This window comes from Pedobacter sp. 01N310 (assembly GCF_056399805.1).
In genome coordinates this window covers 219,003-236,533 of sequence record NZ_JBFTSB010000003.1, presented here as the reverse complement: position 1 = coordinate 236,533, position 17,531 = coordinate 219,003, and the positions used below count along the sequence as shown (strand labels likewise).

Genomic DNA, 17,531 nt, shown 5'->3' with positions numbered 1-17,531 from the left:
ATTTTTAGGGTTTGCGTATAGATTGTGGCCAAACATAACGAGGCACTGCCTGTTAAGGTAATGGTTTAAACAATAATTAGATATAGATTAATTAGATATGTTACGAAAACGATTAATGGGGCTATTTGTTTTGAGCCTTGTACTGCTGAGCTGCGGAAACCGCGAAAATAAAAGCAATGCCGATAAAACTTTAGATTCGACTGACCAAAAAACGGCTTCCGTGGCTACTGAGCAGAAGAATATCCTCTTTTTTGGGACCAGCTTGACTGCAGGTTATGGACTCGATCCAACGGAAGCTTACCCGGCGTTGATCCAAAATCGGATCGATTCTTTACAAATGCCTTACAAAGTAATTAATGGTGGTTTAAGTGGCGAAACTTCTGCTGGCGGAAAAGGGCGGATAGATTGGTTACTTAAGCAGCGAGTGGATATTTTCGTGCTCGAACTTGGCGCAAATGATGGATTGCGCGGGTTGCCTGTATCACAAACGGTTAAAAACCTTCAAGCGATTATTGATCGTGTAAAAGCTAAATACCCTGATGCTAAAATGGTGTTGGCCGGTATGCAGGTTCCGCCTAATATGGGTGCCAAATATGCTGCCGACTTTAAAAACATGTTTCCTGATCTGGCAAAGAAAAACCAAATGGCACTGATCCCCTTTTTATTGGATAAGGTGGGTGGTGTTCCGACATTAAACCAGGCCGATGGTATACACCCAACTGCTGAAGGAGATAAGATTCTTGCCGAAAACGTATGGGTAGTGTTGAAGGATTTGTTGTAGTTAAACAGTTTTAACCGCAGTTAATCTTCAGAATTAATTCCATTTTTTAACCGCAGAGGCCACAAAGAGAAAGGCGCAGAGGGTACAGAGTTGTTATGAGGTCGAAGTCGATCGTCATTCCCATGCAGTGGGGAATCTTATTGCCTTGGGGTTTAAGATCTGCTATTATTTTGAAATAAAAATAAAATCACAAATGTTGGTTAATAATCTAGCAGTGGATGATTGAAATTTTAGTTCCCATTTAACTTCCAGTATATTGCATGTAAATAATCATCCTGCAATGAAAACGCATCTTGTGAAAATCTTTGTTTTCTTTCTAATGGTCATTGCCTTCGGTTGTGGAGGCAATACTTCAAATAAAAGAAGGAGCGTAGTTACTGAAACACTTGGTAAAAATATGCTTAACGTAAAAAGCATGCATGATGATCTATCTGTTTTGTGGTCGGTAGTTAAAGAATTGCATCCTGGCTATGGGTTTTATACCTCACCTGCAGATCTGCAAAAGGCCTATGATAAAACTTATACCTCAATAAAATCGCCACTTACCGAAAGCCAGTTTATCGATCAGATTTATCCTTTTATTTGCGGGTTGAGGTGCGGGCATACGCAGTTAAAACATTCAGCATTATTTAAGCCATCGGCCAATGAAAAGGTTCCCCACCTCCCTTTTAAAGTACTGGTAAGGAACCACCGTGTATGGATAACGATGCATCAAACAACCGAGGTGAACACAGGAGATGAAATTATCGATATTAACGGAATAGCGGTTTCGGCAATAATTGAACATGGATATGGTTTGTATTGCGGAGATGGTTATGCTGAAACATTTAAAGAACTATTTCTGAGCGAATATGACGGTTTTGAAGATGCCTGTAATAAATGTTACCATTGGCCAGGCCCATATCAGATTAAACTTCGTACCGCTAATGGTGCAATAAAAAACATAAATGTGAAAGCGGCAGAAGATGGGGCAATAGCAGAAGATCCGAAGTTAAAACCAGTCGATAATTTTGCAAACTGGGTTGTTGTCAAGGATATTCCTGATCGTCGGCTGAGGTTTTTAAAAAAAACAGCCACCGCATGGTTTTCGGCACCTCCTTTTGCATACGCAGATACTGTTGTGTATAAAAATGCTTTTGCATCGATCCGAGAAAAAGGAATCAAAAACCTGGTGTTAGATTTAAGGCACAATACAGGTGGTGACATCAGGGTAGCTACACAATTGTTATCTTACCTCGCCGATTCCTCTTTTAACATTGTTAAGGATGTGAAATCAAGAGTTGCCGATCTGGCACAGAACCGTTTTTCAAAATATTTTGATACAACCGTAACGCAAGGATTTGTGCTGGGCTTTAAAACTGGCGGTAAAGAAGGTAATTGGTATCATATTAATGCAACCCCTGCATTTGGCCGGATTTATGGGCCTTTTCAACTGGCAGAAAAGGATCATTTTAACGGGAACCTAATTGTTTTAATTGATGGTGCTACCTTTTCGTCGGGCGCATTGCTTACGGCTGCTTTAAAAGCACAACGGAAGAATGTTAAATTTATAGGAAGGGAAACCGCAGGCACTGAAGAGGGCTGTAATGGGGTAACCCTTCAGAAACTAACCTTGCCCAATACCAAAATTGCAGTCGATTTTCCTTGGATGAGGGTAGTTTCGATGGCTAAAAATCCAGTTAAAGGGAGAGGTATTGTTCCCGATTATGTTGTAAACTACAAACCCGAAGATGTGGTGCGCAATAACGATGTAGATTTAAGAAAAGCATTGAGTTTGGTTAAATAGATTCGAGATTTTGTCCTGCTGAACTTGTTTTACAAGTAGAAGTAGTATTTTCAATTGTCTTGTAGCTACTACGTGGTCAGCAACTTTATGGTAACGACGGCAGATCTGAACCTGAAAATCGGGAAAACTTGAGCATCAATTTTCTGTTGTACAAAAGGAATAAGCTTTTCCCATTCTTATTTTTCACTCCTGCCTAAAACGCTTTAGGGTACCATCGTTATTGAATTGCAGGTCGTAGCGCTCGCGGCTGCCATTTATTGTGGAAGGAAACCAACGCATACCATCATCCCAAATTGAAATGTAGGCCGTAGTGGTGGGTTTTGCACCTTCAACCTGAGCGGCTTTATCATTATAAATTTGCATTACCTTGTGTGCATCTGCAAAATTTATTTTACTTAAAGGAAATGTCCTGCGCTCGATATTCCTGGCCTGTACAGGTTTTGGATCAGACCAATAACCATCTTTGTATTGGTATGCATCTACATATTTAGGGTTTTCCGGATGCTGTAAGGCCAGTTTAATGGAGCCATCCTCATAAAAGTGTACAGATTCATATATCACAATTTCTCTATCACGGTATTGTGGCAGCCGCCTTAGTTTCTCTTCAGCCTGTGCTAATTGTGAAGCACTTAACATTCCTTTCCTGACTTTTGCTGTTGGTTTTTCTGTATTGCTGTTTTTTGCCCCTGGCTGAGGCAGGTTCATATCCTTTAAAAATTCATTTACCCTTTTTTGGATTTCCTTGCTATCTGCTGGTGTTTGCTTTTGTTTTAATAGTTCCAGATCATGAAAAAGTTCTTTTGCCTTGTCCTGAAGTTCTGGCGTTTTAACCGTATCACCGTTTATCACCACAAATTTCTCCTGATGATGATGTGTAGAAGTTGTCGTTTTAGTGGTTCTGGTATATTCGCCTTCTGATCCGATACGGTTTTCTTTATTGTATTTTTTAGCCAAAGAATCGTTTGGATGAAAGGTTTCGTCCACACTTTTTGTGACCTGTTTGCAGCTCAAACACAGGAGGCAAGACAATATGATCAGGCTGGAGATGTTGTTTAAGTTTTTCATCAGAATTCTCCTTTAATTTCGTTCAGGTCTTTTTCAAGGGCAATTTTCTGTGGATTTTCTTTGAGGTAAAAAATGGATACATGTTCCTGTTTGGTTATATCCAGATCGAGCAGGTCAACAATCTTTTTTAGGTTTGCCTTATATTTTTGGTTATGTTGATCGGTAAATTCCAGTTCAAAGTTAATCATTGGCTGTTCGTTAATAAAGGTTCCGGTCTGGCTGGCCTTAATCAACCTGGCAGTTGTCCGGATACCTTTAAATTTGATTGGGAACAATTCATTTGGCTTACCCCAAAATTTGCTTTGGATAATAGTACCTAAAAACCGGTAAAAAAGAAGTACTGCGGGGCAAACCAATAACGGATGACCTATGCTCATAAAACGCCAGCCCATGCCTTCGCTTTCTGAGGAATAGGAATAAACAAAATAGCCAGCAACGATACAGGTAAAAGTGAGCCAACCCAAGTTAACCAGCGCTACTATGGTTTTGTTTATGCTCACTTCTGTACTGGCGATAATGAGATAAGGGACTTTGTTTGCTTCCTTATCCAACAGTATGCCCACGGTTTTACCAACCTCATAGCGGCGTTCGTAAGGTTTTGAATCGTTTATTGTGGTTTTTTGCCTGATTTCACTACCCGCCAGATTTTTAAACTGGAGTGTGAGTTCATAGGCATCATAAGCCACTTTAGGTTTTGACACTTTTACAGCCTCTATAATTTTGGCTTCACGTGGCTCACCGGTATTTTTGAGTTTTTCTATATTGTGCTTTATCGAAAAAGTACGGATTACCCATTTACGGTAATAGCCTATTAAAAGAATAATCCATAATAACACAGCAACCGCTACCAAACTTAACGATAGCCATGGGTCGCGTTCCATCAAGTTCGGCATGTTGTCGCTCTTAATGTTGTAATATAACAACATCGGGAAGGGAATGGCAAAAAACAACATGTAAAGTATCCAGAATATCGAAAGTCCTTTTCCCATAATTGTTTAGGTTAGATGGATTACAAAATGATGATTTTTCCTTAATTGCGCTGTATTTTGTTTTTATTGTAACGGAAATTAAAGAATGTGGCCAATTTCTATATTTTCATTTCCCTGATCATCTGCTTCCAGATATAGCCTCCAGTTTAATTTTTCGGCTAATTTAAAAATGTTTTAATGTATAGCTCCTGATCAAGGGTCTTTCCTTTGGCACAAACAATGGCAATCAAATTAATAAAGCCTGTTTTCTTTATTGAAGAAGCAAAATTTCCATCTTTTGCTTCTGCCAAAATAATGTCGACCCAAGGAAAATGATCTGCATTGCTTAAGGTTTGATGATTTTTTCGAACGAAATTCCCCGTTTGTAACAGCACATTCATTACGCTATCGGCTTCTATTTTTACAGCATGCTCCCGATCGCTTTTAATGTTATAATAGTTGTATTTATCGCTCCACATTGTTACTTTATTGCGTAATTTATTCTTCCTTAAAATACCCTCCAAACCATTGATCAAAGTTTTCTTTGTGTTTTTGCTGGGCGGTGTTAATCAACTCATTGGGCGCCTCAATCCGATCCAGGTTGTAATCGCCTTTCATCCACTTTAAATATTCACCCAGATCTTCACTTTCTTCATAGCTTTTCTCATCTTTATAGAAATAGGTTTCCTCAGAATCAACCCAGATTTCGGTATCATAGGTGAGTAAATGTAAAAACTGTTGAATATTTTCTGCAACAATATGAACTCCTCCTTCGTCTCCAAAAACCACAACAGGCATTTGGTTTAAACCTTTATTAGTTCCATCGTTCCAAATCGCATAAAACGAACCCGAACCGTTTGCCTGTGCAAAGGGCAGTAACTGGTTTAAAAAATTTTCATCTTCACTCCAGCTTTTTAAGCCCGATTTATCATCGATTAAAACACCAAAGCCTTGAGCATAATTTTCGAAGGAAGAGATATTATTTTGGAAATAAATCAGTTTTTCCAACTCGCTCGGGACCTCGGCTAGGCCTAAATTTTCTTTAAATTCTATTATGTTTAGCATTGTATTTAAATGATTAAGTCACAGAATGGATGAATTGCTAAAGAGGCATCTTTTCTACTGCAATGTTATTGTCCTTAGCATATGCATCTGCAAGTTTCCATAGCTTATTGTATTTCTCAATAAATGAGTCATAGGGTTTGGTATCGAGTTCAGTTAAGGCCTTGTTGATGTTTTCCTCGGGCCCATGTTTATCTATCATTTTGGCTATTTTGAGATGCTCTTCCTTGTAACTTGTTAAAACATAGTTGTGCAGTATTATTGAAGCATCCAGCATAGGTTTTGTTTCTGGAGTTGGCTGCAGTTTCTTTACTTTCTCCAAGTTCTTTTCGGCCCTGGCAATCGAATTTTTCATGTATTCTTCGCAATTGGTAACTTTACCGGGACCAGATACCTTTTTAAGATATTCCTGATAGCCTTCAAAATAGTAAGTGCCAAAACGTGATATATCATTGGCGTTTAAGGCTGCCTGGTCAAAATATTCTTCGGGGGTATTTACCCTAAGGTTGCATGCAGTGATGGTCGAGACCATCACCATTAGCATGACATTTTTGATGTTGAGGCGCATAAACTTCTTTTTAGTATTTACCAACAAATGAAGACTTGTCTTCGAACCATTTACCAATAAGTGGAACGGGTTTTAGTGCACCATTAGCCGCATTGATAATCCCCATAACCCAAAGAATGATAAATGCATAACCAACAAACCCCAAAAAAGATAAACTGGGCACTACAAGGGCAATGATGGTAAACGCTATGTTGAAAATGATACTCACAATGGCGAGGCCTAACGACTGTCTTAAGTGATATTTAAGCAAATTGTCAGCTTTATCTTTTCCCATAAAATAAGCTACTAACCAACCGATAAGGGTGATGTAAGAAATGATTGAAAGGGTTTTGTTGTCCATGATTTCTGTTTTTTTAGATTGAAAAATTATTTAGTTCAAATTTGGAGTTAATCATCGCTCTTTAAAAGAACTTGCCGCCTACAGAACATCTACTGTATTTTTTAAAAACGTCTACAATACATCTACAGGTATTCTTAAGTTGTTGTTGGTTAGTGTTTTATGTTTTTTAGTTGTTTTCAGCTTTTGTCTACAATTTTACCCAAGCTCCAATCTTTATACTAATTTTACGATATGAAGCATCTGGTTTTTAAAAACATATTACTCTTGATTGGGATAGTTATAGGTTGTTATACGGCCCAGGCGCAAAGCTTATTGGATAGTACAGCGCTCGATCATTTAAGTGAGAAGGATAAACCAGCCCTGCTTACGCAGTTGGCAGAAAGATATAGGGTTAATGCAAACTATGCAGCCGCAATTGTAAAGGCGCAACAAAGTGTAAGTTTGGCCATAAAACTCAAAAACGCTACCGAAGCCACAAAAGCATATGCCATGCTGACTAATGTTTATGCAAATATGAAGCAGTTTGCTTTGTTGAAAAAAACAAGCGATACCACTTTAGCTATTGGGCAAAAGGCACAACAGCCTATTGCCTTAGCTTATGCTTATTATGCGCAGGCTTTATTTTACAATGCTATCGACAATAACGAACTGGTAACTAAGTATTGCCAGATGGGGCTTAAAATGTTGGAGAAAAAATACGATCCTTATCTTACTGCTAAAATATATTACCAGTTATATGCACTGAATACGAGGTGGGACGGCGTAAAAAATGTAAATAGATACGCTCAAAAGGCTACTGAAAGTGCACTTAAAACTACCGACTATAACCTATTGAGTAACTGTTATATTGCACTGTCGGTAGCTGCCGATTACAATTTTGTAGCAACCAAAAGAGAATTACAGCGGGATAGCATTATTTACTACTTAGATAAAGTGCAAGATCTTTTTAAACAGTACCCTCAATACGTTGCCAGAAAAACATACGCTATGGCTTGCATCAATAGTGCAGATTATTATTTGAAATACTTCCCTGATACAGATCAGGCTGCGAAAGCAAATGCCATTCGGTACGCAAATATGGCCAACGACGTAATGAGAGGAGTGCTGAATGGGGAAGAGGTTAGGGCGAGTAGTTTGGGAATTTTGAGCGAATACGCCAAAAGAGATAAAAATACAGCCATGACTGAAGGGTATTTACAAGAGGCCTATAGTATGATGAAAGACCAGCAGGCGCCATATTATTATACACTGATCAATATTGTAACGGCATTATCCAGCTTTTATGAGCAAAATGGCAATTACACAAAGGCACTTGAGTTTCAGAAAAAAGCAACAGCATACAACAGTAAACTCTTTGATCAGAAGCAGGCTTTGAATGCCCAAAAACTAGAAGTACAATACGAAACTGAAAAAAAAAACAATGAGGTGAAGCTGTTAAAGCAAAGTGAAAAATATGCGCAACAGCAAAAGTATCTATACATTGGTATTGCGATCGCTTCTTTGCTTGGCCTGATATTTATGTTCCGTTCCTATCATTTCAGGCTTAGGTATTCACTGCAGCGTGAAAAACAGCTGCATCTGGAAAAGCAGGATGCTGAACTGCAGATGAGGCTGGAAAAGGAAGAGCAGGCAAGGTTAAAGGTAGAGCAACTGTTATTGGAAAGCCAGCAACAACAATTACAGAAAGAAGTAATGGCCAATCAGTTACAATTGGAACATAAAAAAGAGATGCTTTTTCAGATCAAAGAAAAGCTCAGTGCCAACGATCAACTGAATATTAATAAAATCTGGAATGAAGAACTGCTTTTGGATAACGATTTTGAGGAAGCAAAATTTCAGATCCAACAGGTACATCCAGAATTTTTCTCGCTGTTAAATCAAAGGGCACAACAAAAACTCACCCCACTCGATCTAAAACTCTGCGCTTATCTGCACTTGAAGATGGATACCAAAAAAATTGCCCAGCTGATGCATATCGAAGCCAAAAGTGTGCGCATGAGCCGCTACCGGATTAAACAAAAGTTAGGTTTAGGGAAAGAAGAGGATTTGAACTTGTTTTTGCAAAATGTTGGTTAAAACATAATCCTAATTTTAAAGGTCGGAATTAAAAATTCCGACCTTTAAAATTAGTTCTTTACCAATGTAGGTTTAGGCTGGTAATAAAATTCTTCTTCTTCAAAAGTATCTTCATCTCTCTTTTCCGTGTGATTAGCAGGTAAAAATTCATCTACTCTTACAACAGGGCCATTTTTAGCCAACTCACTACCGGCAACTTTCGATTTAAAAATAGGCCATAACAATTGTGCATACCATTGGTCGCCTTCGTAATGCGAAATGCCATAAGCCTTAGGGTATTTGCGCGTAATTAAAGCTGTTCCAAAAATAATGTCCCATAAGAAAAACATATTGCCAAAGTTGCCCTTGTAGTAACCCACGCCATCATCTGTTGTGGCCGCATGGTGCGCATGGTGGGTAGCTGGTGTAGAAATTGTTCTTTCGAGTACCCAGGCCAGTGGGTGCAGTATTTTGTATTTGTAAAAAGGTTTATCCCACGGAATGCTCGAGTGAGCCAGGGTGGTAATGGTACCTTTAATTCCTCTTACCACAATGGCAGGTATGCCAAGTCCTAAATATACCAGGGCTGTGGTTAAGTAGGTTTGTGAAAAAAACAGGGTATAAATGGCATTCTGCCTGCTGGCCATGGCCATGCCCATATACGATGCAGAATGGTGGGTACGGTGAAAACGCCATAACCACGGAATTTCATGGTGCAGCCTGTGGTACCAATACTGGGTAAGATCATCGGCAATGGCAATAATGATGCAACCCCAAAAGAAAGGGACCCACTCAAAGGTATTCTTTAAACCAGGCAGTACGGATGGTAAAAATTTTAGGCCATAGTAGGCCACAATTGGCCTGATCACCAATCTTGGCAGGGTAAAGCAGGCGATATCAACAAAACGTTCGTTTTTTGGCCACTTACCTTTATATAAGCCAAAAGAGAATTCGAGTACGCCAATAAAGAATACTAAAAAAGGAAAACCGAAACCATTTAGGTTTTCGATTATGTTTTTGATAAAATTAATCACTGGTTCCATTGCTTGATGAATTTTTAGGGTTTACAGATTTAGTTTTTTCAGCTTTGTGCTGTTGTTTTAGCCAGGGCCTGTCGCCGGTAATGTAAAACGTAACGAACATTAACACAATAGGCAATACATAGATAAAGAGGCTTAATACCGCATTTCTAATGATTTTTTGCCGGGTTTTTTCTTCGATTTTCATGGTTCATAGGATTTTAGTTTTTGTTAATGGTTTGTGGTGCTGGCTTGTTGCCAAGTAATCGCTGGGTAAGGTAAAGGCCACCAAAAATGATGATAAAGGGGATCAGCGTTACAATAATGCCCACCAATATCTTTTTCCCTAAGATGCTAAAGTCTGATGCTGTCATTTTTTTCTTTCTTTTTAAATTAATAATTAATTATATCCCGGATTTTGTGTGAGTAGCGTATTGAGTTCTCTTTCGGTTTGAGGGATAGGAAACAGGATGTTTTTTGAGGAAACAGCCAATTTTTCGGGAATTTTTTTGAGGGCATCTACATAAATATTACCACCCTGCCTTACCAGATCGAACCAGCGATGGCCTTCCTGGATAAATTCTTTTCTACGCTCTAAGAAAACAGAGTCTTTAAATGCATCTGCAGATAAACCAGGCGTTAAATCTGCAATTTTTGCCCTTGCCCTTACTTTGTTAATGGCATTGTAAGCCTCGGTGCTTGGCCCGCTGATGTTGTTTACCACTTCTGCGTAAAGCAGCAATATATCTGCATACCTGATTACAGGATAGTTTACCCCGCTCTGTGCCTGGGTATTTAAGGGGCTTAAGGTATAATCAACAAATTTGTTGAAATATGGCGTATAGGCATTTTTAAAAACCACATACTTGCCTGTTGCCGCATTGTAAACAGAATCATAAAAAGTGGTTTCGCGTCTGGTATCTATAGGAGAAAAAAGTTCGTAAACACTTTTGTTGGCAGGTACATCAATGGGGAAAGTTCCTGTATTAAATGAAGTAAAACTCTGACTGAGATTTTGTACAACATTTTTTGCCCCCAGATTACTTTCAAACTGTACAGAAAAAATATGCTCGATGCCGTTCTTGGTTGCTTTTTGAAAAACATCTTTATAATTAGGAAACAGTGCATAACCGTAACCACCGTTTATTATGGTATTGAGTTCGGTAAGGGCTTTGGGCCATAATTGCTGCGTAACATATACCTTTGCCAGCAGTGAGTGGGCTGCGCCCGATGTTGCTCTGCCTAAATCGGCTGTGCCATAATTTTTTGGCAAACTGGTGGCATCTGTTAAATCGGCAATAATCTGCTGGTAAACTGCTGCAGTAGCACTTCTTTTAACCAATAAATCTTCAATATTTACACTTTTAGGCTCGTGCAGTACCAATGGTACATCGCCATATAACCTCACCAGGTTAAAGTACAGCAGGCCCCTTATAAATTTGGCTTCGCGCACCAGCCTGTTTTTTAAAACGGTATCCGCAGAAACATTGGATATATTATCAATCGCAATATTGGCCTTATTGATGCCGAAGTACAATTGTTGCCATACTTTCTGTATCCGGCTGTTAGAAGGGATATACGTTGATACACCTAAAGCCCGCACATCAGGGTTGGTATTGCTCGGACTAAAAATCTGGTTATCGCTTGCATTTTCTACCAATAGGTTTAATTGGCGGCCATATAAAGGGAAATCGCCGTTCGGGTCGCTGTTTAAAGAACTATAAACGGCATTAACTGAAGAAATCGCATCCGATTGTGTTTTAAAAAACTGCGAACTTACAATAACTGAACTCGGGTTTTCTTCGAGTTTTTTGCAGGCTGTAGCCGTAAATATTATGATTGTTAATAACCAGATTATAGGATGGGTGATTGTTTTTTTCATCTGTATATTAATTTTATAAAGTAATGGATAAGCCAGCCAAAAAGGTTCTGGTGGCCGGGTATGTTCCAAAATCGATTCCCTGTTTGGTATTGTCATTGTCGTAAAAATTTACCTCAGGATCCAGGCCAGTGTATTTTGTAACGGTGAACAGATTTTGAACGGACACATAAAATCTTAAATTTTTAAACTTGATTTTATTTGCCCATTCTGTTTTAAAGGTGTAGCCCAATGAAACGTTTTTAAGCTTTAGGTATGAGGCATCTTCAATTAGGCGGTCGGTTACCTGTGGTACCGGCGAGTTGGTGGCGCGTGCAACAGTCGCATCCTGGTGTTGTGGTGTCCAACGGTCTAACAATGTTGCCGATGCGTTTTGGGTAAGGGTAGGGCGCTCTAAACTTTGCTGAAGCAAGTTAAATACCTTGTTGCCATAAGAACCCTGGAAAAATATCGACAGATCTATTCCCTTGTAATTAAAAGTATTGTTTAAACTGCCTGTAAACTTTGGCTGTGCACTACCCAGGTTATGTTTATCGGCAGTGGTAATAATACCATCCTGGTTGCTATCTACATATTTTGTATCGCCAGCCTGCTGCGGTACACCTCCCAACAGTGGTGTGCCATTAGTAAGATCGGCCGTTTTTAAAAGTCCGTTCGTATTATAACCCCAAAAAGTACCAACCGGCAAGCCAACCTGTACAATTACGGGCGACACCTGTCCTGTTGGCGCAACGGGGAAAAAGCTTTTTACATTTTCTCCCAGGCTTAGCACCTTGTTGCGATTGGCACTAAAAATCAATGTGCTTTTCCAGTTAAAAGCGGGTGTTTTTATATTTTCGCTATTCACAGAAAACTCAATACCACGGTTAGATACACTCCCGATATTTTTTAGCGCGCTTGCATAGCCGGTGTATAATGGGAGCGGCACATTAAGCAATAAATCGGTTGTTTTTTTGTAATAAGCATCAAAGGCAATGGTTATCCGGTTGTTTACAAAGCCCAAATCTAAACCTGCATTATACTGAGTAGTGGTTTCCCATTTCAGGTCCGGATTGGCAATTTGTATGGGCGATATGCCAGTAACCAGTTTCCCGCCAAGGTAATAGTTGGTTGGCGACAATGAAGAGAGCGAACTGTATGGCGGTATTTCCGAATTGCCTGTTTGGCCTGCACTTAAGCGAATTTTCAGGCTGTTAACTATATTTTGGAGCGGTTTAAAAAATTCTTCGTCGTTAACATTCCACGAAACACCTACAGAAGAAAAGAATCCCCATTTATTTTCTTTACCAAGTTTGGAAGAACCATCGGCCCTTTCGGATAAGGTAATATTGTAGCGGTGCAGGTAAGAATAGTTAATACGTGCAAGAACCGAGTTAAGGCTCGAACTGTGGGCAGCTGAGTTGGGCAGGTTGGCAATACCAGCATAAGATAAATTATCAAACGTGGTTAAATCGTTGGGAAACTGTTGCGCTGATGTGGTAAAAGATTTACCATTTTCGTACTGCGTAGAATAACCCACAAGTGCATTGAGGAAGTGTTTATCTCCGAAAGTATGGTTATAGGTAAGGGTATTTTCGTTCAGCCAGCTTAATGCATTGCCCGAGCCCAGGGCAGCATAGCCTTTGGTAGCATAACCTGTAGATCCTCCTGCCGGTGAGGCTGTAAAAGAAGGGGCATAATATTGCTGATTGGTGTTCAGGATATCGACCCCTGCCGTAACTTTAAGTGTTAGATCTTTTAAAATTTTATATTCGGCTGCAATGTTGCCCAATATCCGGTTGAGGGTATTTTGGTTTGTAGTGGTCACTATATCCTGTAAGGGATTAGTTGGCACTGCATTTAGTGGATTACTGATATTATAGCTGCCGTCGGCATTTTTAATTGTGGCAATAGGGCTGGTGAGGATTAAGCTTGCATAGGCATTGCTAAAGTTAATGCTGTTGTATGCACTGCCCGGTAGCTTGTTCTCTATAGATCTGCTGCCGAAAAAATTGACTGTAACTTTAAATTTTTCTGAAATGTCTTTCTCGTAATTAATCCTTGCTGAATATCTTTTATATCCTGAATTTGATATTACACCGTCCTGATTAAAGTAATTGCCCGAAATTAAATACCTCGATTTTTCATCTCCCCCTGAAACAGAAAGCTCTTGATTAAAGATTGGTGCGTTACTTAAAGCCGAACCTTGCCAATCTGATCCTGAACCAAACGTAGCTATTTGTGCATCGTTATAAGTTTTCGGCACACCATCACTTGTATTTACATCGTTTATTAAGGTTGCCCATTGTGCTCCATTTAGTAAATTGAGCTTTCTTGCTACGGTTTGCGTACCGTAATAGGCATTATAATTTACGTTGTTTACACCTTTTTTCCCTTTTTTTGTGGTGATGATAATTACCCCATTGGCTCCTCTCGATCCGTAAATGGCTGTTGCTGATGCATCTTTTAGTACTTCTACCGATTCGATATCGCTTGGATTAATGGTGGAGAGTGCGTTTGAACTGGTGCCAATGGAACCAACGTTAGCATTGTCGTTGTTGTTGTATACAATAAAACCATCTATAACGTAGAGCGGCGCATTACCAAATGAGATGGAATTACCGCCCCTGATCCTCACCGTGGCTGTACCGCCCGGTTGCCCCGAGTTTTGTGTTACGCCGATACCAGAAACACCGCCTTGTAGCATATTATCGAAACTTGCAGCGGGTTGTGCCAACAGGTTTTTGGAAACCGAGCCTACCGATCCGGTAACGTCGCTTTTTTTCTGGCTGCCATACCCCATTACAACAACATCGTTCAGGCTACTTGCTTTTTCTGCCAATAGAATGGTAATCGGGCTTCCATCAACCACAATCTCTTTGGTTTGATAACCAATAAAACTTACTATGAGGGTATAAGGGAATTTTTGTCCGGTACGGAACGAAAAGCTTCCATCGGCTGCGCTGGTTACGGCATGTGTAGTTCCTTTTATGGCCAAAACCACATTGCCGATAGGCTGTTTCGTTATCGAATCTTTTACTGATCCTATTAACGTTGAGTTAATGATTGGGGTACTTTGCTGTGCGCTTGCATTTTTGGTAAAGATGGCAATTGCAAGAAATACCATCAGCCTGGTGGCTATTTTTTTTCTATGGATAGATTTTTCCATATATTTATACAGTTTTATTTAATGATTTGAATTGTTAGTAAAACACTTGATAACCAGAAGTGATTGGCGTTACGCTGGTTATCGAATAATATCCGGCAGGGCTTCCCTGTCGGTTTTGTTTTTTATGATAGACACTATCTCATTTTGTACGCTGTTTAGAAAAGATACACTTCTGCAGTTAGCCTTAGGCCAGTAATTATTTAAAAAAGAATGGGGGTGAGGAGCGCTGCTGTATTAGCAACAACAGGAAAGGCACATTCGCATGGAAACAAATTGTAAATGGTGCATTGTAATTTAATTTATCGTTAATATAATTAACATCATTTTGACAAATATATAAAAAATTATCAAAAAGACTACAAAAACTATAGAATTTATAGTTTTTGTAAAAAAAGCCATTCATGTCTAAAATGAAATTAAAGACGCTGTTAAATAAACAGCAGTGTGGAGTAATTATTCTAAGTTTTTTAATCGTGGTGTTGAGGAGGATATTCTAATTTCTTTACGCTCTTTAGGAGAAGAAAACTTGTAAAACAGCAGCCAATAAGTGATGGCCATAATCAACATACCTAAGAGCGCACTGATTATATCATTCCTTTTCATACTTGTTTCGCTACAAAAAAAATGCCGATACGCCGATATTGATCCCAATAATTGTTTTTCTTCTTCTTTTTTATCGATTTCTTAATTTTTTAAGAACAAAGTGAGAAGTCTGCTTTTCGGAAATGAGGAGGGCTTTGGCTATAGTGTAAACAAAAAAAGCCAAAATAATAGGACTTTTTTTGTGGCGATAATATATTATACCCGGAGGCAATAAAGTTTTATTTCTTTGGTAGTGCGTTGGGGTTATTGGTATTTTCTGTCCTAAATAATGGTGCCTGATAATCTTTTGGTAAGTAATCTGCTGGAATGGTGGTGGCATTTCCATCTCTGAGCGCTTTATAATGTGGTGACATAATTTCTACTCCGGCCTGGTTAAACTGATCCTGTATGTTTGCATGCAAAGCAGAATAGATTACGGCCTGCCGGTTTGGCGATTTAGTAAAGGCATTTAATCTATAGCTTACATAATAATCGTCAAGGCTGGTTTGGAGCACATATGGCTTCGGTTCAGCATCAACAAGTTCTGTTGCTAAGGCTGCATTAATGAGCAGTTCGTGCACTTGCCTCCAGAGCACATCATAACCAATAGTTACTGTGGTATGGATGATGAGCCCCTTTTCAAGCGCTTCAATACTAAAATTTACCGTATGGTTATTCATCACGGTCGAGTTCGGGATAGAAACCACCTCATTCTGAATAGTGCGTACCCTGGTAACCAGTAATGTTTTTTCAATAATATCTCCTGTAACTTCTCCAATCTTTACCCGATCGCCTATCCTAAAAGCCCGCATATAGGTGAGTACCAGGCCAGCAACAACATTGCCAAGCGCACCTGCTGATCCGAAAGTAAAAAGAACACCCATGAAAACCGAAACCCCTTTAAAAACACCCGAATCAGATCCCGGGAGATAAGGAAAAATGACAATAAGCATAAAAGCCAGAATTAACACACGGATAATCTGATAGGTAGGATTGGCCCAATCTTTATAAAAACCTGGTATATTGAGTTTGCCCCGTTCGATCTCCATTTTGATAAACCTAACAAAGCGGATCACATATCTGAATACCACCAGAAGAACCAGTATAGTCATCAGGTTGGGAATATAGTTCCATACCGCAATGCCAATTCTTTTAAGTGGACTGAGGATATAATTCAACAGGTTAACAGAGAGATCGCGCGTAAAGGGGAAAATTCCAAACAGCACAGGAAAGGCCAGATAAATTACTGCCAGAATAATCCCATAACGAATGATTTTCAAGAGTATCGTAATTATAGCCAGTTGACGGTTTACATCTAATAACTCATAGTTTTTGATTTTTATACCATCTTTAAAACGTCCTTCTGCAGAGAAAAATTTGGTTGATATTTTTCTGAAGAGCCTGTTAATAAGATAGATTAAACCAATTACCACTGCAATAACCAATATTGTCAATAAAATTTCCCTCAATAATACCTGCCAACTGGTATCGTGAACGTATTTATCGAGAGCAGCTACTACTCGCTTTTTGATTTCTGAAGTGTAAACCTCGCGGTCGCTTCTGGCCCATAATGCATCCTGATCAGTTATAGAAAGCAATAAGGTGTTACCATAGAGCAAATCGGTAGTTTGTTCGGCAGGGATAAGCTTAAGTGAATCGGATGAAAAATTCGCGCCATCGCCAACTCTTTCTAGTCTGTCAGCCACAGCTTTTGTCCTGTCGGTGGCACTAAAACTGCCCAGCTTGGCATAAATAAAATAGAGTGTATCGCCATTAAATACAACTGGTACACCTTTGATAATCTTGCGTAAAGAATCTATCTGACTTATCTGACGGAAACGATGAATGGAATCTCTTTTTTTGAGTGATTTTAATTCAGCCATTAAACTTTCCCGTTGCAATTTGTCTGTTGTTCCCAGTGCGCTTACACGTTGTTCTAGTTCTGCTCGCTTAAGTGAATCAGAAAGCCGCTCCGCAGAGAGTTGATTTACTTTATTGAATTCGTTTTCTAGCTTTCCATTCTTTAGGCTGTCTGATTTTAATGTTGTGCTGTCCTGTCCAAAAGTGTAAATAGATACAGCAGCATTTAACAGAAAAATAGATAATGTAAAAAATTTCGTCATGTTATCTTAGGCTAGGTTAGCGAAAATAGCCAAAAAAATGAAGAAATACAGGCATTTATCGCCAATAGTTGCTGCGCTTTAGCCGTTACATTTTTTATATTTGTTTATTGCGGAATTGATTCCTCCAAGGGCTAATAGCATAAGAATAAAAGAAT

15 protein-coding genes are annotated in these 17,531 nt (G+C 39.2%); 3 read left to right on the top strand and 12 right to left on the bottom strand.

The genetic code is table 11. From position 1 onward, the window contains the following. The first annotated feature begins 97 nt into the window (after positions 1 to 97). Positions 98 to 781 (top strand): arylesterase, encoded by a 684-nt coding sequence (locus tag AC1DNH_RS09130; protein WP_477581601.1) that lies wholly within the window; start codon positions 98 to 100, stop codon positions 779 to 781. Between the two features lie 280 nt (positions 782 to 1,061). Continuing rightward, complete coding sequence (locus AC1DNH_RS09125) at positions 1,062 to 2,567, top strand: S41 family peptidase (RefSeq protein ID WP_477607424.1); 1,506 nt, start codon at positions 1,062 to 1,064, stop codon at positions 2,565 to 2,567. Between the two features lie 183 nt (positions 2,568 to 2,750). Here the strand turns inward: AC1DNH_RS09125 and AC1DNH_RS09120 are convergent, their stop codons facing one another. From AC1DNH_RS09120 to AC1DNH_RS09095, 6 genes are all read right to left on the bottom strand, one after another. Beyond that, positions 2,751 to 3,551 carry a hypothetical protein gene (locus AC1DNH_RS09120; RefSeq protein ID WP_477581605.1) on the bottom strand — a complete coding sequence of 267 codons (801 nt, stop codon included), beginning with the start codon at positions 3,549 to 3,551 and terminating at the stop codon, positions 2,751 to 2,753. Positions 3,552 to 3,631: 80 nt separating this feature from the next. Continuing rightward, a complete protein-coding gene (locus AC1DNH_RS09115) occupies positions 3,632 to 4,621 on the bottom strand; it encodes a hypothetical protein (protein ID WP_477581606.1) in 990 nt (329 codons plus the stop codon). A 158-nt stretch (positions 4,622 to 4,779) separates the two neighbouring features. After that, the gene (locus tag AC1DNH_RS09110; protein WP_477607426.1) at positions 4,780 to 5,079 is read right to left on the bottom strand and encodes a hypothetical protein; all 300 of its coding nucleotides are present in this window, start codon (positions 5,077 to 5,079) and stop codon (positions 4,780 to 4,782) included. Between the two features lie 19 nt (positions 5,080 to 5,098). Continuing rightward, entirely contained in the window at positions 5,099 to 5,665 is a 567-nt protein-coding gene (locus tag AC1DNH_RS09105; protein WP_477607428.1) for a hypothetical protein, read from the bottom strand. 37 nt (positions 5,666 to 5,702) lie between these two features. Next, positions 5,703 to 6,230 carry a hypothetical protein gene (locus AC1DNH_RS09100; RefSeq protein ID WP_477607430.1) on the bottom strand — a complete coding sequence of 176 codons (528 nt, stop codon included), beginning with the start codon at positions 6,228 to 6,230 and terminating at the stop codon, positions 5,703 to 5,705. Between the two features lie 10 nt (positions 6,231 to 6,240). After that, positions 6,241 to 6,570 carry a DUF4870 domain-containing protein gene (locus AC1DNH_RS09095; protein WP_477581611.1) on the bottom strand — a complete coding sequence of 110 codons (330 nt, stop codon included), beginning with the start codon at positions 6,568 to 6,570 and terminating at the stop codon, positions 6,241 to 6,243. 231 nt (positions 6,571 to 6,801) lie between these two features. Between AC1DNH_RS09095 and AC1DNH_RS09090 the strand changes: the two genes are divergently transcribed. Further along, positions 6,802 to 8,646 (top strand): hypothetical protein, encoded by a 1,845-nt coding sequence (locus AC1DNH_RS09090; RefSeq protein WP_477625327.1) that lies wholly within the window; start codon positions 6,802 to 6,804, stop codon positions 8,644 to 8,646. Between the two features lie 50 nt (positions 8,647 to 8,696). Here the strand turns inward: AC1DNH_RS09090 and AC1DNH_RS09085 are convergent, their stop codons facing one another. From AC1DNH_RS09085 to AC1DNH_RS09060, 6 genes are all read right to left on the bottom strand, one after another. After that, positions 8,697 to 9,668: a sterol desaturase family protein gene (locus AC1DNH_RS09085; protein WP_477581619.1), complete on the bottom strand. Its 972-nt coding sequence runs from the start codon at positions 9,666 to 9,668 to the stop codon at positions 8,697 to 8,699. Beyond that, positions 9,652 to 9,852 (bottom strand): hypothetical protein, encoded by a 201-nt coding sequence (locus AC1DNH_RS09080; protein WP_477581620.1) that lies wholly within the window; start codon positions 9,850 to 9,852, stop codon positions 9,652 to 9,654. Before AC1DNH_RS09080 ends, AC1DNH_RS09085 begins: the two co-directional genes overlap by 17 nt. Before the next feature lie 13 nt (positions 9,853 to 9,865). Beyond that, on the bottom strand, positions 9,866 to 10,018 hold the full coding sequence (locus AC1DNH_RS09075) for a hypothetical protein (RefSeq protein ID WP_477581621.1): 153 nt from the start codon (positions 10,016 to 10,018) through the stop codon (positions 9,866 to 9,868). A gap of 26 nt (positions 10,019 to 10,044) precedes the next feature. Continuing rightward, complete coding sequence (locus tag AC1DNH_RS09070) at positions 10,045 to 11,526, bottom strand: RagB/SusD family nutrient uptake outer membrane protein (RefSeq protein WP_477581623.1); 1,482 nt, start codon at positions 11,524 to 11,526, stop codon at positions 10,045 to 10,047. Between the two features lie 13 nt (positions 11,527 to 11,539). Further along, positions 11,540 to 14,671, bottom strand: coding sequence for a SusC/RagA family TonB-linked outer membrane protein (locus AC1DNH_RS09065; protein ID WP_477581624.1), 3,132 nt, complete (start codon positions 14,669 to 14,671; stop codon positions 11,540 to 11,542). 821 nt (positions 14,672 to 15,492) lie between these two features. Continuing rightward, positions 15,493 to 17,376, bottom strand: coding sequence for a mechanosensitive ion channel family protein (locus tag AC1DNH_RS09060; RefSeq protein ID WP_477625326.1), 1,884 nt, complete (start codon positions 17,374 to 17,376; stop codon positions 15,493 to 15,495). Positions 17,377 to 17,531: the final 155 nt, after the last annotated feature.

Bases quoted from the DNA above. Each gene is read 5' to 3' on its own strand.
- AC1DNH_RS09070 (WP_477581623.1), bottom strand. From the start codon at position 11,526: ATGAAAAAAACAATCACCCATCCTATAATCTGGTTATTAACAATCATA.
- AC1DNH_RS09125 (WP_477607424.1), top strand. From the start codon at position 1,062: ATGAAAACGCATCTTGTGAAAATCTTTGTTTTCTTTCTAATGGTCATT.
- AC1DNH_RS09105 (WP_477607428.1), bottom strand. From the start codon at position 5,665: ATGCTAAACATAATAGAATTTAAAGAAAATTTAGGCCTAGCCGAGGTC.
- AC1DNH_RS09080 (WP_477581620.1), bottom strand. From the start codon at position 9,852: ATGAAAATCGAAGAAAAAACCCGGCAAAAAATCATTAGAAATGCGGTA.
- AC1DNH_RS09100 (WP_477607430.1), bottom strand. From the start codon at position 6,230: ATGCGCCTCAACATCAAAAATGTCATGCTAATGGTGATGGTCTCGACC.
- AC1DNH_RS09115 (WP_477581606.1), bottom strand. From the start codon at position 4,621: ATGGGAAAAGGACTTTCGATATTCTGGATACTTTACATGTTGTTTTTT.
- AC1DNH_RS09095 (WP_477581611.1), bottom strand. From the start codon at position 6,570: ATGGACAACAAAACCCTTTCAATCATTTCTTACATCACCCTTATCGGT.
- AC1DNH_RS09085 (WP_477581619.1), bottom strand. From the start codon at position 9,668: ATGGAACCAGTGATTAATTTTATCAAAAACATAATCGAAAACCTAAAT.
- AC1DNH_RS09065 (WP_477581624.1), bottom strand. From the start codon at position 14,671: ATGGAAAAATCTATCCATAGAAAAAAAATAGCCACCAGGCTGATGGTA.
- AC1DNH_RS09130 (WP_477581601.1), top strand. From the start codon at position 98: ATGTTACGAAAACGATTAATGGGGCTATTTGTTTTGAGCCTTGTACTG.
- AC1DNH_RS09090 (WP_477625327.1), top strand. From the start codon at position 6,802: ATGAAGCATCTGGTTTTTAAAAACATATTACTCTTGATTGGGATAGTT.
- AC1DNH_RS09110 (WP_477607426.1), bottom strand. From the start codon at position 5,079: ATGTGGAGCGATAAATACAACTATTATAACATTAAAAGCGATCGGGAG.
- AC1DNH_RS09060 (WP_477625326.1), bottom strand. From the start codon at position 17,376: ATGACGAAATTTTTTACATTATCTATTTTTCTGTTAAATGCTGCTGTA.
- AC1DNH_RS09075 (WP_477581621.1), bottom strand. From the start codon at position 10,018: ATGACAGCATCAGACTTTAGCATCTTAGGGAAAAAGATATTGGTGGGC.